The 22578-nt window shown below is 73.3% G+C and carries 17 protein-coding genes and 2 pseudogenes; 12 read left to right on the top strand and 7 right to left on the bottom strand.

The features are described from left to right. Positions 1 to 327: 327 nt before the first annotated feature. From ACH4SI_RS20190 to ACH4SI_RS20225, 8 genes are all read left to right on the top strand, one after another. Positions 328 to 1308, top strand: a complete 981-nt coding sequence (locus ACH4SI_RS20190) for a DMT family transporter (RefSeq protein ID WP_398297402.1) — start codon at positions 328 to 330, stop codon at positions 1306 to 1308. Positions 1309 to 1620: 312 nt separating this feature from the next. After that, entirely contained in the window at positions 1621 to 1923 is a 303-nt protein-coding gene (locus ACH4SI_RS20195) for a response regulator transcription factor (RefSeq protein ID WP_398297404.1), read from the top strand. A 256-nt stretch (positions 1924 to 2179) separates the two neighbouring features. Next, the gene (locus tag ACH4SI_RS20200; protein WP_398297406.1) at positions 2180 to 3565 is read left to right on the top strand and encodes an MFS transporter; all 1386 of its coding nucleotides are present in this window, start codon (positions 2180 to 2182) and stop codon (positions 3563 to 3565) included. Continuing rightward, on the top strand, positions 3558 to 5699 hold the full coding sequence (locus ACH4SI_RS20205; RefSeq protein WP_398297408.1) for a molybdopterin oxidoreductase family protein: 2142 nt from the start codon (positions 3558 to 3560) through the stop codon (positions 5697 to 5699). The genes ACH4SI_RS20200 and ACH4SI_RS20205 overlap by 8 nt, the downstream gene beginning before the upstream one ends. After that, complete coding sequence (locus ACH4SI_RS20210) at positions 5696 to 7105, top strand: FAD-dependent oxidoreductase (RefSeq protein WP_398297410.1); 1410 nt, start codon at positions 5696 to 5698, stop codon at positions 7103 to 7105. Before ACH4SI_RS20205 ends, ACH4SI_RS20210 begins: the two co-directional genes overlap by 4 nt. Beyond that, entirely contained in the window at positions 7102 to 8349 is a 1248-nt protein-coding gene (locus ACH4SI_RS20215) for an NAD(P)/FAD-dependent oxidoreductase (protein ID WP_398297412.1), read from the top strand. The genes ACH4SI_RS20210 and ACH4SI_RS20215 overlap by 4 nt, the downstream gene beginning before the upstream one ends. Then, positions 8340 to 8885, top strand: a complete 546-nt coding sequence (locus ACH4SI_RS20220) for a nitroreductase family protein (protein WP_398297414.1) — start codon at positions 8340 to 8342, stop codon at positions 8883 to 8885. The genes ACH4SI_RS20215 and ACH4SI_RS20220 overlap by 10 nt, the downstream gene beginning before the upstream one ends. A gap of 88 nt (positions 8886 to 8973) precedes the next feature. Next, entirely contained in the window at positions 8974 to 9882 is a 909-nt protein-coding gene (locus ACH4SI_RS20225; protein WP_398297978.1) for an aminoglycoside phosphotransferase family protein, read from the top strand. 21 nt (positions 9883 to 9903) lie between these two features. On the opposite strand, the gene ACH4SI_RS20230 is transcribed toward ACH4SI_RS20225, so the two are convergent. After that, positions 9904 to 10503, bottom strand: coding sequence for a TIGR03086 family metal-binding protein (locus ACH4SI_RS20230; protein WP_398297980.1), 600 nt, complete (start codon positions 10501 to 10503; stop codon positions 9904 to 9906). A gap of 84 nt (positions 10504 to 10587) precedes the next feature. After that, a pseudogene (locus ACH4SI_RS20235) lies at positions 10588 to 10849 on the bottom strand (3'-5' exonuclease); the annotation flags it as partial. Between the two features lie 266 nt (positions 10850 to 11115). Here ACH4SI_RS20235 and ACH4SI_RS20240 point away from each other — a divergent pair. Then, entirely contained in the window at positions 11116 to 11370 is a 255-nt protein-coding gene (locus tag ACH4SI_RS20240; protein ID WP_398297416.1) for a hypothetical protein, read from the top strand. Between the two features lie 130 nt (positions 11371 to 11500). Here the strand turns inward: ACH4SI_RS20240 and ACH4SI_RS20245 are convergent, their stop codons facing one another. Together ACH4SI_RS20245 and ACH4SI_RS20250 are read right to left on the bottom strand one after the other, a co-directional pair. Next, entirely contained in the window at positions 11501 to 12163 is a 663-nt protein-coding gene (locus tag ACH4SI_RS20245) for a response regulator (protein ID WP_398297418.1), read from the bottom strand. Beyond that, positions 12160 to 13281 (bottom strand): sensor histidine kinase, encoded by a 1122-nt coding sequence (locus ACH4SI_RS20250; protein WP_398297420.1) that lies wholly within the window; start codon positions 13279 to 13281, stop codon positions 12160 to 12162. The genes ACH4SI_RS20245 and ACH4SI_RS20250 overlap by 4 nt, the downstream gene beginning before the upstream one ends. A 263-nt stretch (positions 13282 to 13544) precedes the next feature. Here ACH4SI_RS20250 and ACH4SI_RS20255 point away from each other — a divergent pair, with 263 nt between their 5' ends. Next, positions 13545 to 14465, top strand: a complete 921-nt coding sequence (locus ACH4SI_RS20255; RefSeq protein WP_398297422.1) for an ABC transporter ATP-binding protein — start codon at positions 13545 to 13547, stop codon at positions 14463 to 14465. Then, on the top strand, positions 14462 to 15286 hold the full coding sequence (locus tag ACH4SI_RS20260) for an ABC transporter permease (RefSeq protein WP_398297424.1): 825 nt from the start codon (positions 14462 to 14464) through the stop codon (positions 15284 to 15286). The genes ACH4SI_RS20255 and ACH4SI_RS20260 overlap by 4 nt, the downstream gene beginning before the upstream one ends. A gap of 89 nt (positions 15287 to 15375) precedes the next feature. Here the strand turns inward: ACH4SI_RS20260 and ACH4SI_RS20265 are convergent, their stop codons facing one another. The 3 genes and pseudogenes from ACH4SI_RS20265 to ACH4SI_RS20275 all read right to left on the bottom strand — a co-directional run bounded on the left by ACH4SI_RS20265 (position 15376) and on the right by ACH4SI_RS20275 (position 19820). Further along, entirely contained in the window at positions 15376 to 16089 is a 714-nt protein-coding gene (locus tag ACH4SI_RS20265) for a 3'-5' exonuclease (RefSeq protein WP_398297426.1), read from the bottom strand. A gap of 32 nt (positions 16090 to 16121) precedes the next feature. After that, positions 16122 to 16454, bottom strand: a pseudogene (locus ACH4SI_RS20270) (exonuclease domain-containing protein); the annotation flags it as partial. 117 nt (positions 16455 to 16571) lie between these two features. Next, positions 16572 to 19820: an AfsR/SARP family transcriptional regulator gene (locus ACH4SI_RS20275; protein WP_398297428.1), complete on the bottom strand. Its 3249-nt coding sequence runs from the start codon at positions 19818 to 19820 to the stop codon at positions 16572 to 16574. A gap of 155 nt (positions 19821 to 19975) precedes the next feature. Here ACH4SI_RS20275 and ACH4SI_RS20280 point away from each other — a divergent pair, with 155 nt between their 5' ends. After that, positions 19976 to 22552, top strand: coding sequence for an ABC transporter permease (locus ACH4SI_RS20280; protein WP_398297430.1), 2577 nt, complete (start codon positions 19976 to 19978; stop codon positions 22550 to 22552). Positions 22553 to 22578 lie beyond the last annotated feature (26 nt).

The following is a 22578-nucleotide window of genomic DNA, read 5'->3' on the forward strand; positions in this document are numbered from 1 at the left end:
GGCCGTGCCCGCCACGAGTGTTCGCGATGACCCGGCGCCGGCCGGGATGCGATTCACTATCACCGCGGGGGTCCAAGGGCCTCAATTGAACCTTCGTACAGGCGGACTCGAGCGCCCTCGGCGAGGCTGGGGGCACGGGCTCTTCACCGGCCCGTTACGCTGTGGCCCGACCACGCGCACGTGACGGTACGTCACCTGCGCACCCGCCCCGGCGCGCACCTGGGGCGCTCAGCACACCAGCACCAGCGGCACCACCCGCCGCAGCAGTTCCGATGCACCAGTTCCGACGTACAGCTCTTTCGCATCAGCGGGAAAAGGGGGAAGCGCATGCAGCAGAAGCGGCAGAGGGCCGGAGGGAGCCCCAATCCCTATCTCTTACTCACGACCACGATGGTCCTATGGGGCAGCGGCTTCAGCAGTTCCAAGGTGGTCGTCGACCATCTGCCGCACGCCGTGGCGGCGCTGCTGCGATTCGGCGGCGGGGCGGTGCTCCTGCTCATCGCGCTGCGCTTCGTCCCCTCCCAGCAGGCCACGTCCCGGCGGGACGTGGGGCGCGCGGCCGGGGCGGGGGTGCTCGGTGTCTTCCTCTACAACCTGCTGTTCTTCTGGGGGCTTTCGCTGGCCCCGGCGATGGACAGCACCACCATCATCCCAGTCATGAGCCCCGTGCTGACCACCGGATTCCTGCTGGTCACCCGCAAGGAGCGGGCGTCGGCCGGGCGGGTCGCGGGGCTGGCGCTGGGGCTGACCGGTGCCGTGATCTTCCTGATCGGCGCGCGGACGGACGCGGGCGCGGGCGGTGACCGGTTCCTCGGCGATGTGCTGTTCCTGCTGAGCGCGGGCTGCTGGGCGGCGTTCACCCTGCTCGGCCCCCGGGTGCTCGCCGGGATCGAACCGCTCAGGGCCACGGCATACGCGATGAGTTGCGGCGCCATCCTGCTGGGGCTCTACAGCGTGCCCTCCGCGATGGACGCGGACTGGGGCGCGGTGCCCGCCACCACCTGGATCAACGCGGTGTTCGTGGCGATCGGGCCGACGGCCGTGGCGAACCTCTTCTACTACCGGGGCGTCGGCGCGGTGGGCCCGGCCTCCGCCTCGATCATGATGTTCATGGTGCCCGCTGTCGGCACGCTGTGCTCCTACCTCTTCCTGGGCGAGACCTTCGGCGCGGTCCAGGCGATCGGCGCGGTGGTGCTGCTGGCCGGCGCGGTGCTGGCGGTCACCCAGGGCCGGGTGCGGCCGAAGCCCGCGGAGGCGGCCGGGGCGGTGTCCGCCGCGGACGCGGAGGACCGCGAACGGCTCCGCTGAGCAGAGCTAGACCAGCGCGGTCGACCAGAAATCGAGTGAACCTAGCATGATCGCGCGTCCACGCCTTGAGCGAGAATGCGCCATTGCGGCCCGCCGGTGATGTCGTCTCAGAGAGCAAGACGATTCCGCATCGTCCACCACCACAGACCCGCAGGTCGACGGCGGCATCCGGCGGGCCGCACGAGCGGGAAGTGAAGCTCGTCACATGCCTCTGACATCGGCGCCTCCGTATACTGCCGAGGCCCATAAGGCTGACGTGAATTCACCTATTACCCGGACCCCGCGACCCGCGCTTTCGGGAGAGGGAGATACATGGCCACACAGGGAAGCCTGATCGGTTTAGCAAAGAGGAAAGCACCGCTGGCGCCCAGCGCTCGCCGGACCTGGCAGGAAGAGCTGGACCGGGTGCCCTCGCTTTCGAATCGCGAATTCGATGTGTTCCGCTTGCTCGGTGACGGGGAGTCCAATCGATCCATAGCGTCCCGGCTCGCCGTCACCGAACGCACGGTCAAAGCACATGTGGCGCAGATCCTGACCAAGCTGCGCGTGGAGTCCAGGCTGCAAGCGGGCCTGGTCTCGTACGCCTGGATCGAAACCCTGCGCACGACCATGTGACGGGTACGCACCTCCAAGAGCCGACCGGCCTCTGCATACCCCGCGTGAGGCCGGTCCGTCGTGTGTACCAAGGTTCAATTGAGGCCGCTTTCCGCCTCCCGGCAGTCTGGATATGCCTCTGGAGCTTCCACAGCCCGTGGAGGAATCCGGCATCAGCATTCTCGTGCCGCACCAAGCACCACCTTCAACACCATCACCATCAGCACCACTGATGACGTTGACCGTGTTCAGATGCGAGTGGAGGCCGAGGCAACTCATGGGCAAGGCTCGGGCCGGTTCCGGCCACTGGATACATCACTGGGACCCCGAGGACCGGGAGTTCTGGAAACGCGAGGGCAGTCGCGTCGCACGACGCAATCTGGTGCTGTCCGTCGCGACCGAACACCTCGGCTTCTCGGTGTGGAGCCTGTGGTCGGTCCTGGTTCTCTTCATGTCCCCCACGACCGGATTCTCCTTCGACGCCGGGCAGAAGTTCCTGCTGGTCGTCGTCCCCACGCTGGCCGGAGCGGCGCTCCGGCTGCCCTACCGCTACGCCGTGACCCGCTTCGGCGGCCGCGACTGGACGGTGTTCGCCACCGCCTCCCTGCTGATCCCCATCGCGCTGGCGGTCTGGGTGATCCAGCGGCCGAACGCCCCGCTGTGGCTGTTCCTGGTGGCCGGGGCGGCGGCCGGGCTCGGCGGCGGCAACTTCGCCTCGTCGATGACCAACATCAGCGGCATCTTCCCCCGCCGCCACCAGGGCCGGGCACTGGGGATCAACGCGGGCGGCGGCAATCTGGGCGTGGCCGTGGTGCAGCTGCTCGGGCTGCTGGTGGCGGCCACCGCCGGGCTCGGCCACCCCGAGTACCTGGCCGCCGGCTATCTGCCCCTGGCTGCGCTGCTGGCCGTGCTCGCCGCCCGGCGGATGGACAACTTCGCGACCGTACGGGCCCGGCCGGGAGCGCTGCGCGAGGCCCTGGGCAGCCGTCACACCTGGTGGATGTCGCTGCTGTACGTCGGCACCTTCGGCTCGTTCATCGGATACGGCTTCGCGTTCGGCCTGGTCCTCCAGTACGAGTTCGGCGCCTCCGCGCTGGAGGCCGTCTCGTACACCTTCCTCGGCCCGCTGCTCGGCTCGCTGTTCCGGCCGCTCGGCGGGTGGCTTGCCGACCGGTGGGGCGGCGCGCGGGTGACCCTGGTCGACCTCGTCGCCATGGCCGCCGGAACCGGGGTACTGCTGCTGGCCTCCGCGACCCATTCGTTCCCCCTGTTCGTCGCCACCTTCTGCGTGCTCTTCGTGCTGTCGGGGATCGGCAACGGCTCGGCGTACACCATGATTCCGGCGGTTTTCGCGCAGGACGCGGAGAGGGCCGTCACCGCGGGCGAGGACGCGGGCCACGCCTTCGCCCGGGCCCGCGAGCTGTCCGGCGCGGTCATCGGCGTGACGGGGGCGGTCGGCACGCTCGGCGGAGTCGCCGTCAACCTGGCCTTCCGCGCCTGTTACGACGGCCCCGGCGGCACCGCCGACGCCGCCTTCACCGCCTTCCTCGGCTATTACGCGATCTGCGCGGTGGTGACCTGGGCGGTCTATCTGCGCGGCGAACCCGGCGGCGGGCCCGGAACCGGCCGCTCCGCCCGGCGCCCGGAGGTCTCCCATGTCTGAATCTCCGTCCTCCGCGGCCCCTTCCAGGCCCTCGGGACTCTCCGCACCGGGCTCCGCGTCGGCCGTGGCGACCCACTGCCCGTACTGCGCCCTCCAGTGCGGCACCCGGCTGGGCCACGAGGACGGCTCGGTGGTCGTGACCCCCTCCGACTTCCCCGTCAACCGGGGTGGGCTGTGCCAGAAGGGGTGGACCGCCCCCGCCCTCCTCGACACCCCGGTGCGGCTCCACAACCCGCTGCTCCGGGACGCCCGCGGGTCGCTGGAACCGGCGGGCTGGCACCACGCGCTGGACACCGTCGCGGAGCGGCTGCGCCGGATCCGGGACGCGCACGGCCCGGACGCGGTGGCCGTGTTCGGCGGCGGCGGGCTGACCAACGAGAAGGCGTATCTGCTGGGCAAGTTCGCCCGGGTGGCGCTCGGCACCAGCCGCATCGACTACAACGGCCGGTTCTGCATGTCCTCCGCGGCGGCCGCCGGGAACGCCGCCTTCGGAATCGACCGCGGGCTGCCGTTCCCGGTGGGCGACCTCGACGACGCCGAGGTGATCCTGCTGGCCGGGGCGAACCCGGCCGAGACCATGCCGCCGCTGATGCGCCATCTGGCGGGCGCGCGACTGATCGTCATCGATCCGCGCCGGACCCGGACCGCCGAGGCGGCGGCCCTCCACCTCCAGCCGCAGCCCGGTACCGATCTGGCGCTCGCCCTCGGCCTGCTCCATCTCGTCGTCACCGAGGGCGGGATGGACGAGGACTATCTGCACCGGCGCACCGTCGGGTTCGACGCCGCGTGGCAGCGGGCGGTGGCCTGGTGGCCGGAGCGCGTCGAGCAGGTCACCGGGGTGCCGGTGACCGCCCAGCGCGAGGCGGTACGGATGCTCGGCGAGGCCCGGCGCGCTTACGTCCTCACCGGGCGCGGCGCCGAACAGCACAGCAAGGGCACCGACACGGTGGGGGCCTTCATCAACCTGGCGCTCGCCCTGGGCCTGCCCGGCCGGGCGGGCAGCGGCTACGGCTGCCTCACCGGGCAGGGCAACGGACAGGGCGGCCGGGAGATGGGCCAGAAGGCCGACCAGCTGCCCGGCTACCGGTCGATCGCCGACCCGGGGGCGCGCGCCGACGTGGCCGCCGTCTGGGGCGTGGCGCCACGGGAGCTGCCAGGACCCGGGCCGAGCGCGTTCGAGCTGCTGGACTCCCTCGGTCGCCCCGGCGGGCCGCGCGCGCTGCTGGTGTTCGGCTCCAACCCGGTCGTGTCCGCACCGCACGCCGCGCGGATCACCGAGCGGCTGGCCGCGCTGGACCTTCTGGTGGTGGCCGACTTCATGCCCTCCGAGACGGCGCTGCTGGCCGATGTGGTGCTGCCGGTGACGCAATGGGCCGAGGAGGAGGGCACCATGACCAATCTGGAGGGCCGGGTGGTGCGCCGCCGCCGGCTCTCCGGTCCCCCGCCGGGGGTACGAAGCGACCTGGACGTGCTGCGCGGGCTCGCGATCCGGCTCGGTCAGCCGCCGGAACGTTTCCCCGCTGTACCGCGCGAGGTGTTCGAGGAACTGCGCCGCACCACCCGGGGCGGCCGGGCCGACTACTCCGGCGTCAGCTACGAACGCCTCGACGCCGGTGAGGCCCTGCACTGGCCCTGCCCCGCCACCCCGCCCGGGCAGCCGCCGCACCCGGGCACGCCCCGGCTCTTCCTCGACCGCTTCGCCCACCCGGACGGCCGGGCCCGGTTCCGCGCGGTCGACCACCGGGACGCCGCCGAACTCCCCGACGGCCGCTTCCCCCTGTACGCCACGACCGGCCGGGTGCTGGCGCACTACCAGTCCGGCGCCCAGACCCGCGAGGTCCCCGAACTGCTGGCGGCCGAACCGGAGTCATATCTCGAAGTGCACCCGGACACCGCCGAGCGGGCCGGGCTCACCGAGGGCGGCCTGGCGCGGGTCAGCTCGGCCCGCGGCACGACCGTCGCCCGGGTGCGGCTGGTGCCGACCCTGCGCGCCGACACCGTCTTCCTGCCGTTCCACTTCGCCGGGGACGGCCGGGCCAACCTCCTCACCAGTACCGCCCTCGATCCGGAGAGCCTCATGCCCGAGTTCAAGGTCTGCGCGGTCCGCATCGAACCCTGGACGGCCACGGCATGAGCGCCGTCGTCGTCGTGGGCAACGGCATCGCCGCCCACCGCCTCGTGGACCGGCTGCACCACCACGGCCACCGTGGCCCCGTCACCGTCCTGGGGGCGGAGCCGGTGGCCGCGTACAACCGGGTGCTGCTCCCCTCGGTGCTGGACGGCACCCTCCCGGCCCGCGCCCTGGCCCTGCCCGGTCCACCGGAGGGCACCGTGGTGCGGCTGGGCACCCGGGTCACCGGCATCGACCGGGAAAGCCGCCTGGTGCACACGTCGGACGGCACCGGCCTCCCCTACGACCACCTGGTGCTCGCGACCGGCGCCCGGCCCCGGATACCCGCCGTCCCCGGCCTGCTGACGGAAGCCGGCCGGCTCGCCGACGGCGTCACCCCGCTGCGTACCGTCGCCGACTGCCGGCGCGTCACCGGCGGCCGGGTGGCGGTGGTCGGCGCCGGGGTGCTCGGGGTGGAGGCGGCGCTCGCCCTGCGGCGCCGCGGCACCCGCGTCACCCTGGTGCATCCGCGTCCGTACCCGATGAACCGCCAGCTCGACGACCCGGCCGGGGCGATCCTCGCCCGCGGGCTGCGCGACCACGGCATCCGGCTGGAACTGTCCCGGCAGGCGGCCGGGTACGCCCCCGGCACCCTCACCCTCGACCGTGGCCAGGCCATCGGCACCGACGCGGTGGTGGTGTGCGCCGGTGTCCGGCCGGACGTCCGCCTGGCCGGCGCCGCCGGACTCGCCGTCCGCACAGGGGCGGTGGTCGACGACGCGCTGACCACCGACGATCCGCACATCCACGCCATCGGTGACTGCGCCGAGGAGCACGGCGCGGTCCCCGGGCTCGCCGCCACCGCCTGGCACCAGGCGGAACGGCTCGCTGCGGCGCTCTGCGGCGTCCGGCCACCGCCCCGCGCGTGCGTGCCCGTGACCCGGCTGAAGGCGCCCGGGCTGGACGTCGCGGCGTTCGGCCCGCCCGGAGCGTCCGACGCCGTTGAAGAAACGGTGACGCTCCAGGACCCCGCCCGCGGCGGCTACGCCCGGCTGGACCTGCACGGCCACCGGCTGGTCGGCGCCGTCCTGGTCGGCTACCCCCGGGCCATCGCCTCCTTGAGCGCCCTGGGCGACCAGGGGCTGCCGGTGCCCTCGGACCGGCTGGCGTTCCTGCTGGGCACCCCCGCCGAGCGACACGGGCCGGTGGAGCTGCCGGACGACGCGGTCGTCTGCCACTGCAACAACGTCACCAAGCGCACCCTGGCCGACAGCTGGCGCGGCGGCGCCCGGGACGCGGCCGCGCTCGCCGCGGCCACCCGCGCGACCACCGGCTGCGGCAGCTGCGCCGGCGCGGTCCGCGACCTGTGCGCCGTCCTGCACGCCGCCGGGCCGCGGCGGGAACCGGCCGTGGCGGAGGCGGTCCGGTGAGCCGCACCCTCGTCGTCGTCGGCCATGGCATGGTCGGCCACTGGCTGGTGGAGCGGGTCCGGGACCGGGACCCGGACGGCCGGTGGCGCATCGTCGTCCTCGCCGAGGAACCGCGGCCCGCCTACGACCGGACCTCGCTCTCGTCGCATCTGGAGAGCGGGGAGGACGGGGACGCCGGGACGCTCGACCTGACCGGCCCGGACCTCCTCGCCGATCCGCTGGCCGACATACGGCTGAACACCACCGCCGTCTCCATCGACCGCCGCGCCCGCACCGTCACCAGCGCGGACGGCACCGTGACGGGCTACGACGCGCTGGTCCTGGCCACCGGCTCCCGGCCCTTCGTCCCGCCGATCTCGGGACGCGACCTGCCGGGCTGCTTCCGGTACCGGACCGTCGAGGACATCGAGGCCATCCGGGCCGCGGCCGTCCCCGGCCGGGCGGGCGTCGTCATCGGCGGCGGGCTCCTCGGCCTGGAGGCGGCCAACGCGCTGCGGCTGCTGGGCATGCGGCCGCACGTGGTGGAAACGGCCTCGCATCTGCTGCCGCTCCAGATCGACGCCGGAGCCGGACAGGTCCTCGCCGGCCTCGTCGGCAAGCTCGGGGTGCGAGCACACTGCGGAACCATCACCCGGTCCGTCGACCCCGGCCCCGACGGGCGGGTCCGCGGGGTGACCCTGGACGACCGCACCCGGCTGGACGCGGACCTGGTCGTCTTCGCGACCGGCGTACGCCCCCGCGACGACCTGGCCGAACCGTCCGGTCTGCCGCGCGGGCCGCGCGGCGGCATCCTCGTCGACGACCACTGCCGCACGGCCGACCCCCGGATCTGGGCGATCGGCGAATGCGCCGCCGTCGAAGGCCGCTGCTACGGGCTCGTCGCCCCCGGCTACCGCATGGCCGAATCCGTCGCCGCGCAACTCCTCGGCCTGGCGGCCCGGCCCTTCGCCGGAGCCGACACCTCCACCCGGCTCAAACTGCTCGGCGTCGACGTCGCCAGCTTCGGCGACTGCCACGCCGAAACACCCGGCGCCCTCGAATACATCCGCCACCACCACCGGGCGAGCAGCTACGCCAAGCTCGTCCTCGCCGACGACGCCCGCACCCTGCTCGGCGGCGTCCTGGCCGGTGACACCAGCGCCTACCCGCTCCTGCACTCCCTGATGGGCCGCGAGTTGCCCGCCGGCCCCGACCAGTTGCTGCTCGGCACGCCCCACCACGAAAAGGAACCCGCATGGACGTGATGACGGCTGTTCTCACCCGCCGCAGCGAGCAGAAGCTCGCAGGCCCCGCACCCAGCCCCGAGGAGTTCCGCTACCTCCTCAAGGCCGCCTCCTGCGCCCCCGACCACGGCATGCTGCGGCCCTGGCGCTGGCTGCTGATGTCCGGCGACGCACGGGACGCGCTCGCCGCCGCGCTGGCCGAGGACAACGGCAAGAGCGTCGAGGCGATGCGCGCCAAGACCCGGCGGGCGCCCCTGCTGGCCACGCTCGTGTTCTCCCCCGACACCGTGTCCTCGGTGCCGGAATGGGAGCAGATGGCGGCCGTCACCGCGATGACCACCTCCCTGATGCTGCTCCTCCACGCCCGCGGCTTCGGCAGTATCTGGCGGACCGGTGCCCAGCTCGACGCCGAGCCCGTCCGCAAACTGCTCGACCTGGACCAGCCCGAACGCGCCCTGGGCTGGCTCTACATCGGCACCGTGGAGCCGGGCCGCCCGACCCGCCGCCGCCAGGCCCCGGACGTGGGCGACCGCCTCCAGATATTCAGCACGGTGTAACGCCCCCGGCCGCCGCCGAAGGTGCCCCGGCCCGGTGCGAGACTGGCCCGGGCAGGGCATCGGCAGCGGGGCAGTGGAGGGTGAGGGCGTGGCGGACACGGGGTTCACGGAGGAGCGGGCGCTGGCGGTGCTCGCCGCCGCACTGCCGCACGGCCCGGACGACGCCGCCCGGGCCCGGCTGCTGGCGCTCGGCGAGAACGCCGTCTTCGCCCTCGACCACCTCGCCCTCGTGGTCCGCGTCAGCCGCGACCTCGCCGTACGGGAGCGGGCGGCGCGGGAGCTGCGGGTCGCCGACTGGCTGGCCCGCGAGGGGGTGCCCGCGGTGCGCCCGGACCGCCGCTTCGGCGGCGCGGAGCAGCCGCTCGCGTACGACGGCCACCTGGTCACCTACTGGCAGCAGCTCCCGCCGCCCGAGCGCCCCGCAGGGCCGCGCGACCTCGCCGCGCTGCTGCGGCGGGTGCACGCCCTTCCGGAACCGCCGCCGGACCTCGGGCTGCCGCGCCGCGACCTGCTGGGCGGCGTCGAACGCTGGCTGCGGCTGGCCGGGTACGCCATCGATCCGGCGGACGCCGCGTATCTGCGCGCCCGGCGGGACGACTTCGCGGCGGCCGCGGCGGAGCTGACCCCCCATCTGGCCCCCGGCCCGATCCACGGCGACGCGCTGCCGCGCAATGTGCACATCGGGCCGGACGGTCCGGTCCTGGTCGACCTGGAGACGTTCGCCACGGATCTGCGCGAGCACGATCTCGTCGTGATGGCGTTGTTCCGGGACCGCTACGGGCTGGGCGCGGCGGCGTACGACGACTTCACCGCGGCGTACGGCTGGGATGTGCGGGAGTGGCCCGGGTGCGCGGTGCTGCGGGGCGCGCGGGAGACGGCGAGCTGTGCGTGGGTGGCCCAGCACGCGCCGGGGAACCCGGCGGCACTGGCCGAGTTCCGCCGTAGGGTCGCCTCGCTGCGGGAGGGCGATGCGGCGGTGCGCTGGTACTCCTTCTGAGCGCTCCCCGAGAGACGACGTTCACGCCGTCCACGCGGGGTCGCGGCCGCTGAGCGCGACGGCGCGATCCAGCGACGACGCGTCCTGCGGCACGGTGACCGTGGGGCCGAACGCCTTCCCGTCCCGCACCTCGTCCGGGAACGCCGACAGCCACCCGATGATCGCCTCGGTACTGCGCGGATCGCAGTCGAAGGGCTGCCCGGTGGCGCGCGCGAGGTCCCAGCCGTGGACCACCAGCTCGTCCAGCGCGACAACACCCATGACGTCGGCGGGCAGCGTCACACCTCCGGCCCGCGTGCTGCCCTGCCAGGCCGCCGGGTCCCGCCAGGCGGTGACCATCGCCTCCAGCCGCCGGGGCAGCTCATGGCGCCAGTCGGGATCCAGCCGGTCGGCCTGCCCCTGACCGGGCGCGGGGCCCGTCTCGTCCGTGGTCTTCTCCGCGGCCCGGCGCATGCCGATGGTCAGCCCCATGAAGTGGTCGAGCAGATCTCCCACGGAGTACGTCCCGCACGGGGTGGGTGCCCCGAGCTGGTCATCCGAGACGCCGCTGAGCAGCGCCGTCACCCGCTGGGCCGCGGGGCCGAGATCGATACGCGCGGTCTGGTCCGTCCGGTCGGTCATCGGTGGGTCTCCTCTTCTCCGGTCCGCTCCCCCACACCTGTACGACGGGCCGGGCGGCGGAAACTCATCGGTGCTGCCGGACCCCCCGATCGCGGCCCGCGCCTCGCCCAGCGGCCAGGTGCCGTCCACGACCGCGTCCGGGGTGCCCTTGCGGCGCAGCCAGGAGGGGAAGTCGGCGGCCCAGTGCGACCTGCCGGTGCCGCTCGGTGAGCGCGCAGGCGACGCGCACCGCGGCGAGGGCGTCCGCCCCGGCCTCGTGGGCGCGCTCGTGGGCCACCCCGTACTCCCCGCAGACCGCCTCCAGCGTGCGCTTGCCCTTGCGATAGCGGTCGACGGCGCGGTCTATTCACCGGCTTGAGCGCTATCTCGACGGCCTCGCTCATGAGGGACGAGGGGTCCCCGTAGTGGACGAGTTCGGGCGGCAAGCACACCTGGCCGGTTCGCCCGCGAATTCGACGATCACCACTCGGCACCGCCCGGGCTGGGAGTCGGCACGCGGGGAGACCGAGCGAGCACTCGCCTTCGTCGGACTCTCCGACCTGCAGCGTACGGCTCCCCGCCAGCACTTGAGCGACATCGACAAGGTGCTTGAAAGAGTCGAGCACCCCGGCTGTGGCCGAATTCCGCAAGCTCGTCGCCGAGCAAGAGAACACGGCCTCTTCTGCCATGACGCCCAGGCAAGAGGTCCAAACGCTGAGGGCAGCAGAGCGCCAACTTCGTAAGGAACATGCACGCGAGGTACGTGAGCTGCGTGAATCGATCAACGTCCTGGCTCAGCGCGTGCAGTTCCTCACCCTGGAGAATCAACGTCTTGCGGAGGCAACCGACCAGAGCAATCGCGTCGCCCGCATCCAAGGTCGCCGTTGACAATCCGCGGGTGGTCCGGTGCCGCCCATAGTGGGATGCGCTGCATGAGCGGCCCATCGCTGCGTGCCCGTAGCGAGCAGTGCTACGCCACCGTGCCGCTGCTCTTCGGACCTCGTCATGGGGGGCGCCATCAGGGCGGAAGCGTGACGAGACCCGTCTCATAGGCGGTGATCACGAGCTGGACCCGGTCCCGGGCGCCCAGTTTGGTGAGCAGTCGTGACACATGCGACTTTGCGGTGGCCACCGTGATGAAGAGGTCCTCCGCGATCTCGGTATTCGACCGGCCGCGTCCGACCAAGGTCAGTACTTCTCGTTCCCGCTCGGTGATGCCCTCGACCGGCCGTGGGGAGCGCCGCGGGGCATCCCTTGAGCGCCCGGCGAAGTCGGCGATCAGACGGCGCGTCACGCTCGGCGCGATCAGTGCGTCGCCGGCGGCGACCACACGGATCGCCGCGAGGATATCGTCCAGCGCCATATCCTTGACCACGAACCCGCTCGCGCCTGCCCGGAGTGCTCCGTAGACGTGCTCGTCCTCGTCGAAGGTGGTCAGGACGAGGACGCGGGTCGTTGCCGGACCAGCCGTGATCAGGCGGGTGGCCTCGATCCCGTCCATGCCGGGCATCCGGATGTCCATCACCACGACGTCGGGGCTGAGGTCGCTGACGAGCCGGACCGCTTCGGAGCCTGTGGCGGCCTCACCGACGACCACCAGATCGGGGTGGTCGGCCATGAGCACGCGTAGACCGGACCGCACCAGAGGCTGGTCGTCGGCCAGTACCACCCGGATGGTCATCGGTTTTCCACTGGAACTGCGATGGGTGGGGGCAGCGGCAGCCGGGTCGCCACCCGGAAGCCGCCCTCGGGGCGCGGGCCGGCGCTGAGGTGGCCGCCCAGCAGACCGGCCCGCTCCCGCATCCCGATGATGCCGAAGCCGTGCGCCGAGCCGTTGTCGGTGGCACCGCGCCCATCGTCGACGATCTCCACAGACAGTTCCTCGTCTCCGTAGTCGATGGCCACCCGGCAACGCCCGGTGGCCGCGTGGCGGACCACATTGGTCAGCGCCTCCTGCACGATGCGGTAGGCGGACAGATCGATGTCGGCCGGCACAGGACGCTGCTCCCCGGTGCATCGCACGTCGACGCGTACTCCCGCGCCCGCGGTCGCTGCCGCCAGCCGCTGGACGTCCGCCAGCCCAGGCGACGGTGCGAGCGGTGACTGGTCCGAAGTGGTCACGCCCCGGTCGGCCTGACGGAGCGACCCCAGCGTGCGCCGAAGACCCGACAGGACCTCTCTGCTGGTGGCCTCGATGGCGTGAAGGGCCTCGCGCGCCTGTGCCGGCTGAGTCTGGATGACCCGGCTGCCCACACCGGCCTGGATGGCGATGATACCGATGCTGTGCGCGACCATGTCGTGCAACTCCCTTGCGATCCGCAGCCGTTCGGCGGTCACCGCCTCGGCCACCTCCTGTGCCCGCAGCGCCACCACGTGCTCGCGGCGCTCGCGGCTCAGCAGACCGGCCATGCAGGACGCGGTCAACGCCAGGAGGGCGATCAACCCGTTGACGGCCAGACCGTCCCCGTGCGCGAAGCTGCCGATCACCAGGAGTTGCACGGCGAACGACACTGCCACGGCAACAATCGAAGCGCGCCGTACACAGGTGGCGACGATGAAACCCAGCACGAGGTCCACCGCCAGATACGACAGGAACTGGCCCTGGTACGACGCCGCCAGGCCCTCATGGCCGGAGCTCGGAGGGCCCACGACCACAGCAGTGGATCCGAAGAGTGCCATGGCCAGAGCCAGCAGCGGTGTCCGTCGCACCACACCGGCGAGCAGGCTCACAGCCAGCAGCGCCCCGACACCGTGGACCGTGCCCGACGCCCGCGGTGCGGCCCCCACCAGCAGACCCACCACGAGGAGGTAGGAGGCGCCTCCCGCCCAGGCCACGACCTTGGTTCTCGTCATCGGCGGCGTGCCCGCCCGGGAACAAGGCCGCGGTGCGCAACGCACGCAGGAAACGGAATGGTCGCCATGGGGTTCACGCCATGAGACTAACTGGGCCACCACCAGCGCGGCATCAGCCCGGGGACGTACGCCCACGGATCAATCCGGCCGCACGATTGCCGCCCACGGCCGCATGCCCGGACGGTGCTCCTCTCGGCAGTGTGGGTGCCATGATCGAAGTCAGCGGACTCACCAAGCGCTACGGCAGCAAGACGGCCGTCGACAATCTGTCCTTCACTGTCCGGCCGGGCCAGGTCACCGGATTCCTCGGCCCCAACGGAGCCGGCAAGTCCACCACCCTGCGGATGATCCTCGGCCTGGACGCGCCCACCATCGGCGCCGCCACCGTCAGCGGCGTCCCCTTCCACCGCCACCCACGTGGGCTGCGGCACGTCGGTGCCCTCCTCGACGCCGGGCAGGTGCACGGCGGCCGCAGCGCCGCGGCCCACCTGTCCGCTCTGGCCCGCAGCAACGGCATCCCGCGGCACAGGGTGGACGAAGTGCTTCAGGAGGTGGGACTGGCCGAAGTGGCGAACCGCCGCATCGGCGGATTCTCCCTCGGCATGAAGCAGCGGCTGGGTATCGCCACCGCCCTGCTCGGCGACCCGCCCGTGCTCATGTTCGACGAGCCGATCAACGGCATGGACCCGGAGGGCGTCCTCTGGGTACGTCGGCTCTTCCGGCGCCTGGCCGCCGAGGGACGCACGGTCTTCCTCTCCAGCCACCTGATGTCGGAGATGGAGAACACCGCCGACCACCTGGTCGTCATCGGCCGGGGCCGCCTCATCGCCGCCGAGCCGCTACGGGACTTCGCGGCCCGCGGCACCCGTCGCAGCGTCGTGGTGGGGACACCGCAGACCACCGAGCTGGCGGCCTTGCTGACCGCGGCGGGCGCCTCGGTCGAGCCGGAGGGCTCGGCCGGCGCCGAGAAGCTCGCCGTGACCGGGCTCCCGGCGGACCGGATCGGAGCGCTCGCCTTCGAGAACCGCATCCGGCTGGACGAGCTGACCACCCGCACCGCCTCGCTGGAGGCAGCCTTCATGGAACTCACCGCCGACAGCACCGAGTACCTGGCAGGAGGGCCTCGATGACCACACTCGCTTCCGCCTCCGGAACCACCCCCGTCGCCGAGCCGCCCGCCCGCTTCCGCGATCTGCTCGCCTCCGAGTGGATCAAGGTGCGGTCCCTGCGCTCCACCCCGTGGACGATAGGACTCACCGTCCTGTTCGTCGTCGGGTCCGCCGCCCTGGCCACGCTGGCGGACAAGGCCGCGGGCTCCGGTCCCGCTGATTTCCTGCCCTTCGACGCCTACCCGGCGGCCGGCTACTGGACGCTGATGCTCGTCGCCAGCAGCATGGGCGCCCTCACAGTCGTGAGCGAGTACAACAGTGGGCTGATCCGTACCACCACCGTGGCCGTCCCGGCCCGCGGCTCGGTCGTGCTGGCCAAGGCGGCCGTCACCGCCGCGCTGTGGACCGCAGTCGGCACGGCCGCTTCGACCGGTTCCTTCCTGGTCTCCCAGGCCATCCTGGACGGGCACCATGCCGGCGTTCCGATCACCCACCCCGGGGTGTTCAGGGCGCTGGTGGCCTCCGCGTTGCTGGCTCCGGTCTGCGCCCTGGTCGGTCTGGGCCTCGGCGTTCTGCTCCGACATGCCGCCGGCACCATGGTCACCAGCGTCTTCACCCTGCTGATGCTGCCCACCATGTTCTCGGAGAGCAACCGCTGGTCGGCGGACATCAAACACGCGCTGGTGTCGGCCGCCTGGAATCGCCTGGTCCAAAACTGGGGGCCGGACCCCAACTCCCTGGGCTACACCGCCACAGTCTCCGGCTCCTGGATCGTGTACACGCTCTGGCCGCTGATCACGATCGCACTCGCCGCGCTCGTCACGAGGCGCCGCGACGTGTGAGTGTGCCTCCTCCTGGGCGCGCACGTCGTGCCGAAGGCACACTGCAGGGGTAAGGCTCTCGTCGCAGCAGCGTTGATTGATCCGGGCCGTCAGCCGATGTACGGGATGACAGGCCAGGCCGACTCGACGGTCGCCTTCGGGTCAGAGGTACGCCGAAGGTATTTCTGCAGCGACGCGGCCTGCTCGGCTGCCGCCCGTGTCTGAAGATCATGCAGGTCCGTCGGTGCCAACGCTCCTATGCTCGCGTGCTTGACCCCCATGGACCGCGCGGCACCTGCCGCCGCCACCGCGTCCGCGACGGCGTTGTGCGCGTCATCGAGCGTCACGCCGTAGTGCGCGCAAAGGGCCTGGAGATTCCGCGACCCCTTCCGGTACCGATCCACGTGCTTGTCCAGGACCAAGGGGTCGATGACGGGCGATGCCTTTCCGTGCAACCAGTCGCCCAATGGCGCTATCCCATGCCGCCGGCACTCGCGGTCGAGGAGCGAGAGGTCGTACCGCGCGTTCATCACGACAAGCGGAGTCCCCGAGTTCAGCACCTGGGCGACGGCCGAGGTGATCTCTTCGATCGCCGGAGCCGCCTTCATCCCGTGCTCGCGGGCGTGGTCGGTGGAGATGCCGTGGATGGCCGAAGCCTGCTGCGGGATCGACACCCCGGGGTCGAGCAGCCATGTCCGGGGGTCCGGAAGCCGCCCGTCCGGGTCCACGGCCACCACCGCCGCAGTGACGATCCGGTCGGTCTCGATATCCGTTCCCGTGGTCTCCAGATCGAAGGCCACCAACGGTTGACTCGTCCAGCTCATCGCAGGACCCCGCTCGTCGTTGCAGCGTGAGACATCTGAGACGTAAGGGAAGTGAGTGGATAGAACGCCGCGTTGTACGCCACCACCGGGGCGCCCGTGCGCCCGTGCGCCACCAGCACGTCCGCGATCTCGTCGGCCACCTCGCGTATGGTCCGGCCCGCCGCCGCCCGCTCGTTGGTGATCCCGTGCACGGCCACCGCATCGTCCGGAATGGGCACTTCCGGCGCAACCAGCCACTCGTGCCGTCCGATCGGCTCCCCGCCCCGCACCTCGACCACCGCGGCCGTCACGATCCGTGCCGTGCCCGGGTCCGTGCCCGTCGTCTCCAGATCGAAGCCGATCAGCAGCTCCCTGTGCCAGTCCATGGCGGTTGCCCTCCCTTTGTTGTGCTTCCCCCCAGGTGTCGCCACCTTCGCACGCGCCACTGACAACGGACGCGGGGCCCGGCGCCCGCGACCGGCCCGTGACCGGCCCGGGGGCCGTCAACCGCCGGGCAGGGGGCGGGCGGTCGCGTCGCACGCGACCGTGGAGACCGCGAGATGGAACGGGCACTCGGTGGTGCGCGACGGCGGCGCCTCGCGGACCGTGCGCTCCAGCCGGTCGCGCAGCTCGGCGGCGGCCGTCTCGTCGCCCTGGGCCTCGCGCAGCGCGAGGAGGCCGCGCAGCGGCAGGACCTCGGCGTAGCGGCGGCCGGACATGCGGGCGGTGCGCAACGCGTGTTCCCAGCGGACCTGGGCGAGCACCGATTCGCCGCGCTCGGCCGCGACCACGCCGAGCATGGTGAGGTCGTGGGCCGCGCATTCGGGGCGATTGCCGTTCTGGTAGCGCTCGGAGGCGCGGAGGTGCAGCCGCTCGGCCCGGTCGAGGTCGCCGCGGGCGCGGGCGGCCAGCGCCCGTACGGTCTCCACCTTGGCCAGCAGATAGCCCTCGGCGCTCTCGCGGGCGTACTTCTCCAGGGCGTCGGCGAAGGAGGTGGCGTCGTCCCATTCACCGTCGCCCGCGGCCGCGCAGGCGAGCACGCACTTGACGTAGGCGGCCTCGTGCTCGGCGCCGATGAGCCGCAGTTCGTCGTGGGCGGCGCGGAAGGCGCGCACCGACAGGGCGCGCTCGCCCAGCCGCTCGTACGCCATGCCGGTCATGATCTGCGCGGTGGCGGCGGAGTGCGGGTCGAGGGTGGTCAGCAGCTCCCGGGCGGTCATGGCGGAGGTGAGGGCGGCGCGCCGTTCGTCCTCGGCGACCAGCAGCTCGCTGTGGAACAGCTGCCACACCCCGGTCTCCCAGCGGTGGCCGTGCTCGTCGAGTGCGGAGGCGGTGCGCCGGGCCACCTCGCGCGCCTCGGCCAGCCGCTCCTGGCGGACGTGGACGGTGAGGGCGAGCGCTCCGACCAGGGTGACCTGGGCCGGGTCGCCGCGCTTCTCGGCGGCGGGGAGGGCCTGGCGCAGCAGTTCGTCGTCGTCCCCGGCCCGGCGGATGTTGACGCCCAGCCAGCCGCACCAGGCCAGGCTCTCGGCGTACCAGTCGGCGGTGGGCGGGGTGGATTCCAGGGCCCGCAGCAGCCGCCGGTGGCCTTCCTGGCGCCGGCCCGCGGCCATCCAGTAGAGGGAGAGATGGGTGGCGATGCGGGAGCCGAGCAGCCGGTCGCCGGGGTCGTCGCTGTCCTGGAGCCAGTCCAGGCAGCAGGCCACTTCGGGGGTCACGGCGGTCATCTCGGCGAAGGCGGCCGGGCCGCTGCCGGTGCGCAGGGCGGCGTCGGTGCGCTGGGCGAGGGCGGCGACCCAGTCGGCGTGGCGGCGTAAGCAGCCGGTCTCCTCGCCGTGCTCGGCGAGCGCCTGCCGGGCGTACTGGCGTAAGGACACGAGCATGCGGTAGCGGGGGCTGCCGGGGCCGGGGTCGTAGACGAGCAGCGACTTCTCGGCGAGGAGGGCGAGGGTGTCGCCCGCGCCGGGTCCGGCGATCGCCTCGGCGGCGTCGACGGTGAAGGGCGCGGCGAACACCGACACCGCTCGCCACACCTCCCGCTCCTCGTCGGTGACGAGGCGGTAGCTCCAGTCGAGGGCGGCGCGCAGGGTGCCGTGGCGGGCGTCGGCGGAGCGCAGCGGCACCTCCAGCAGACCGCGGCGGGTGCGCAGCTGGCGGACGATGACGGGCAGCGGGGTGGACGCGGCCTTGGGGGCGACGAGTTCGATGCCGAGCGGAAGCCGGTCGACGGCCTCGCACAGGTCCCGGACCTCGTCCCCGTTGGCGGCACGGGCGGCGGGCGGGGAGACCCTGGCGAGCCGGTCGAGGAACAGCCGGACGGCGTCCTGGCCGGTCAGGGGCCGCAGGGCGAGCCGGGATTCGCCGGCCAGGCCGAGTCCTTCCCGGCTGGTGGCCAGCACCCGCAGTCGGGGGCAGTCGTCGAGCAGGCGTGCCGTGAGGTCCGCGGCGGCCTCGGTGAGGTGTTCGCAGTTGTCGAGGAGCAGCAGGCATCGGGGGGCGCGGTCGACGGCGAGCCGCATCCGGTCGGCGAGGGTTTCGGCGGGTCCTGGCGCGATACCCAGGGCCGCGGCGACCGCGCCGGGTACGTCGGCGGGTGAGCAGGGCACCAGGTCCACGCGCCATACGGTGGTACCGGCCTCCTGTTCGCGGGCGGCGGCGGCCAGGGACAGCCGGGTCTTGCCGATGCCCGCGGTGCCGGTCACGGTGACGAGCCGGGCCTCGGCCAGCTGGGCGGCGACCGCGGCGAGTTCGGGGCCGCGCCCGACGAAGTCGGTGCCGGGCGGGAGGCGGAGGCCAGGGCGGACGGTGGGACCGGTTGCGGTCCCGCCCCGCGGCCGGACGGTGCCGGTGCCGTTCCCGATGCCGGTGCCGGTTGCGTCCGCGGCCCCCGCCCCGGCCGCGATACCGGGCGCGGTCCCGGTCGCCGTGCCGCCCCCATGCGCGGTGCCGGGCGCGGTCCCGGCCCCCGCCACAGACGCGGAGGTGCCGCGCAGGACGGCCTGCTGGGCGGCGCGCATCTCGGGGCCCGGCTCGATGCCGAGCCGCTCGCGCAGATCGGCGCGCGCCGCCCGGTACACGCCCAGCGCCTCGGCCTGCCGTCCGCACGCCTGGAGGGTCCGGATGAGCAGGGCGTGCAGGCGCTCGCGGTCCGGGTCGGCCCGGGCGGCGGCCCGTAGCGCCTCGACGAGATCGGCCGGATCCGCTCCCCCGGCCGCTCCCCCGGCAGACCCGCCCGCCGCGGTGTGCGCGGCCAGTTCGGCGTCGGCGCGCTCTTCGAGGACGGTCAGCCGCAGCGCCTCCAGCCGGGCCCGCTCGGCCTGGACGAACGGCAGCGCGGGCAGTCCGGCGAGCGGGGTCCCGGACCACCGGTCGAGCGCGGCGCGCAGCAGTGCCGCCCGGCGGCCGGGGTCCTCGGTGGCGCGGGCCCGGGCCAGCTCCCCGTCCAGCAGCCGGGCGTCGACCGTATGGCCGGTCAGGTCCAGCCGGTAGCCCGCGGGACCCGTGACCACCAGGCCGGGGGCGTGCGGCTGGAGGGCGCGGCGGAGCTTGGCCACCGCCGTGTGGAGGGCCGCCATCGGGTCCTTGGCTCGTGCCCCCGTCCACAGTTCGTCCAGGATCCGGCCGGTGCTGACCGCCGAGGGGGCGTGCAGCAGCAACAGGGCCAGCAGGGCGCGCGGCCGGGCCCCGGCGATGGCGAGGGCCGCGCCGGAGCCGTCACGAACCGTGAGGTCGCCGAGTAATTCGAACTCCATGGGTGATATCGGACCATGGACCGGGTACGGCTGTCCCGCGAACAGGCCCGGACCGGCCGACATGAACGGCCCGGGCGGACAGACGGCGGACAGAATTCGGACAGACCCCCGGAGGATCCTGCCCTAGACACCCCTGGGTCGACACGAATCACGACATGAGGAGCGCCGTGCTGCGGCTCGCCTTCAGTACGCTTCGCGCCCGGCGTTCCCTGTTCGCGGGTTCCCTCGCGGCGGTGACGCTGGCCCTGATGCTGCTCACGTCCGCCGGGATCCTGCTGGAGTCCGCGCTGCGCGGCCACGGCGAGCCGAACCGCTTCCACGGGGCGTCCCTGGTGGTCGCGGGCAACGCCGACGTGGGCCTCGACGGCAAGGAGCACCGGCCCGGGTTCGGCGATGTGGAGGCGCCGCTGGTGCCGCGCCCGCAGGTGCCCGCCCGGCTGGTGGAGCGGGTGCGCGGTGTCGAGGGCGTCCGCTCGGCCGTCCCCGACCTGGCCTTCTACGCGCAGGCGGTGGGCCCCGACGGCAGCCCCGTCACCCCCGAGCAGGGCACCCGGTCCTACGGCCACTCCTGGGCGAGCGCGGGCGTCACCCCGTACACCCTGCGCACGGGCCGGGCCCCGGGTGCGGACGACGAGGTGGTGGTGGACGCGGCCACGGCGCGCCGGGGGGACTTGCGGGTCGGCCGCCCCGTCACCGTGCTGACCGGGGCCGAGGGCCGCCATACGTACCGGCTGAGCGGTATCGCCGCCGGACCGCGCGACGGGCTGACGAAGGATCAGTCGGCGCTGTTCTTCGCGCCGGACACCGCCGCCCGGCTCGCCCCGGCCGGGGACCGGGTGCACGCGATCGCGGTGACCACCGCCGCGGGCGCCGACCCGGAGGCGGTCGCGAGCCGGGTGCGCGCGGCGCTCGGGGCGGGTCCGGCGGTCACGGTGCTGACCGACACCGGCGAGACCGAGGTCTCCTCCAGTGATGTGCTCTTCATCGACACCCTGGTCTTCGTGGTGTCCATGGGCTCGCTGGCCGTGTTCGTCGCCCTGTTCGTGATGGCGGGCGGCTTCGCCTTCGCGATCCTCCAGCGCTACCAGGAGATCGCGCTGCTGCGGGTGATCGGCGCCACGCCCCGTCAGATCAAGCGCATGCTGGGCTGGGAGACGCTGCTGGTCGCGATCGTCGGCGGGGCGATCGCCATCCCGGCGGGCGCCGCGCTGGCCGGGCCGCTGGCCGACGCGCTCGTCTCGCTCGGGATCGCGCCGGAGGAGCTGACGGTCGAGGTCGGGCCGTGGCCACTGGGCGGGGCCGCCGTCGCCGGGCTCGTCATCACCCGGCTCGCCGTCTGGTCGGCCGCGCGCCGCGCCGCCCGGGTGCGACCGGCGGAGGCGCTGCGGGAGGCCGCGGCGCCGGAGCGGCGGATGCCGCGGTCGCGGGTGCTGACCGGGCTGGCCTTCCTCGTCTTCACCGGGCTGTTCCTGGCGTTCGGCATCTCCATGGGCGGGGTGTCGGGGGCGGGGCTGGCGTTCGGCGGCGTCCTGACGCTGCTGATCGCGGCGGCCGCACTCGGCCCCGCGCTGGTCCGCCCGCTCACGCCGTTCGTGGGAGCGCTCCTACGGGGCTCCTCCCGGCGCACCGGGCAGCTGGCGCTGGCCAACACCTCGGCCGCGCCGCGTCAGGTCGCGGCCGCCGCGGTGCCGATCGTGCTGATGGTCGGCTTCGCCGTATCGGCCCTGTTCATGCAGACCACCCAGCAGCACGTGGCGGCCGACTGGGCCGGGCAGCGGCTGACGGCCGGTCATGTGCTGCTGCCGCACGACGCGGAGGGGCTGCCGCCGGGAGTCGCCGAGGACGCGGCGCGGCTGCCGGGCGTCACCGCGGTCTCCTCGACCAGCACCGCGTGGGTGCGTACGTCCGTGCACACCGACGAGGCCGAGAGCGTCACCGCGCGGGCGCTGGGCGCCGACGCCAACGTGGCCCGCGCCCTGGACATCCACGTCAAGGACGGAGATCTGCGCGGGCTGACCGCCGGGCGGGCGGTCGCGGTCAGCGAGGAGCAGGCCAAGGAGTACGGCTGGAAGACCGGCGAACGGATCCGGCTGCGGCTGCCCGACGGCACCCGGCGGGACCTGACGATCGGCGCCCGCTTCGACCGCTCCCTCGGCTTCGCCGACCTCGTCGTGCCCGCCGCCGTACTGCGCCCGCACACTCCCGACCCCCTGCTCGACGCCGTCTACCTGATCACCGGCCCGGACAGCCGGCCCTCCCTGGACCGGGACCTGGCGCGGCTGACGCAAGCCTGGCCCTCGGCCCAGGCCGCCGACCGCGCGCAGATGCAGGAGGCCGGGGCGGCGGGCGCGGTGGACGAGACCTGGCCGGTCTATCTCTTCAGCGCGCTCATCGCCGCCTTCACCGCCCTCGCGCTGGCCAACACGGTGATCATGGCGACGCTCGTCAGGACCGGGGAGTTCGCGATGCTCCGGCTGATCGGGGCGACCCGGCGCAACGTCCTGGCCCTGGTGGCCTGGGAGAGCCTGGTCGTCGCCGGCTGCGGGGTGCTGCTCGGCGGGGCGGTCGCCGCGATCGTGCTGTCCGCCACCAGCCTGGCGCTGACCGGCGGCGTCCACATCAGCGGCCCGCCCGGATTCCTCCTCGCCGCGGCCGCGGGCGCGGTGGCCCTCGCGCTCGCCTCGGCCCTGGTACCGGCCTGGCGGATGTTGCGCGAGCGGCCCGCGTGCTGAGTGAAGGGGGCGGGTGGTGGATCTCC

Origin of the sequence: Streptomyces sp. NPDC021212 (assembly GCF_044332925.1) — a bacterium.
GTDB lineage: Bacteria > Actinomycetota > Actinomycetes > Streptomycetales > Streptomycetaceae > Streptomyces.

What these genes read in the sequence shown, in the direction of transcription:
- ACH4SI_RS20260 (WP_398297424.1), top strand. Translation starts at nt 14,462, where the DNA reads ATGACCACACTCGCTTCCGCCTCCGGAACCACCCCCGTCGCCGAGCCG.
- ACH4SI_RS20280 (WP_398297430.1), top strand. Translation starts at nt 19,976, where the DNA reads ATGAGGAGCGCCGTGCTGCGGCTCGCCTTCAGTACGCTTCGCGCCCGG.
- ACH4SI_RS20190 (WP_398297402.1), top strand. Translation starts at nt 328, where the DNA reads ATGCAGCAGAAGCGGCAGAGGGCCGGAGGGAGCCCCAATCCCTATCTC.
- ACH4SI_RS20245 (WP_398297418.1), bottom strand. Translation starts at nt 12,163, where the DNA reads ATGACCATCCGGGTGGTACTGGCCGACGACCAGCCTCTGGTGCGGTCC.
- ACH4SI_RS20275 (WP_398297428.1), bottom strand. Translation starts at nt 19,820, where the DNA reads ATGGAGTTCGAATTACTCGGCGACCTCACGGTTCGTGACGGCTCCGGC.
- ACH4SI_RS20265 (WP_398297426.1), bottom strand. Translation starts at nt 16,089, where the DNA reads ATGAGCTGGACGAGTCAACCGTTGGTGGCCTTCGATCTGGAGACCACG.
- ACH4SI_RS20255 (WP_398297422.1), top strand. Translation starts at nt 13,545, where the DNA reads ATGATCGAAGTCAGCGGACTCACCAAGCGCTACGGCAGCAAGACGGCC.
- ACH4SI_RS20205 (WP_398297408.1), top strand. Translation starts at nt 3,558, where the DNA reads ATGTCTGAATCTCCGTCCTCCGCGGCCCCTTCCAGGCCCTCGGGACTC.
- ACH4SI_RS20220 (WP_398297414.1), top strand. Translation starts at nt 8,340, where the DNA reads ATGGACGTGATGACGGCTGTTCTCACCCGCCGCAGCGAGCAGAAGCTC.
- ACH4SI_RS20210 (WP_398297410.1), top strand. Translation starts at nt 5,696, where the DNA reads ATGAGCGCCGTCGTCGTCGTGGGCAACGGCATCGCCGCCCACCGCCTC.
- ACH4SI_RS20200 (WP_398297406.1), top strand. Translation starts at nt 2,180, where the DNA reads ATGGGCAAGGCTCGGGCCGGTTCCGGCCACTGGATACATCACTGGGAC.
- ACH4SI_RS20230 (WP_398297980.1), bottom strand. Translation starts at nt 10,503, where the DNA reads ATGACCGACCGGACGGACCAGACCGCGCGTATCGATCTCGGCCCCGCG.
- ACH4SI_RS20195 (WP_398297404.1), top strand. Translation starts at nt 1,621, where the DNA reads ATGGCCACACAGGGAAGCCTGATCGGTTTAGCAAAGAGGAAAGCACCG.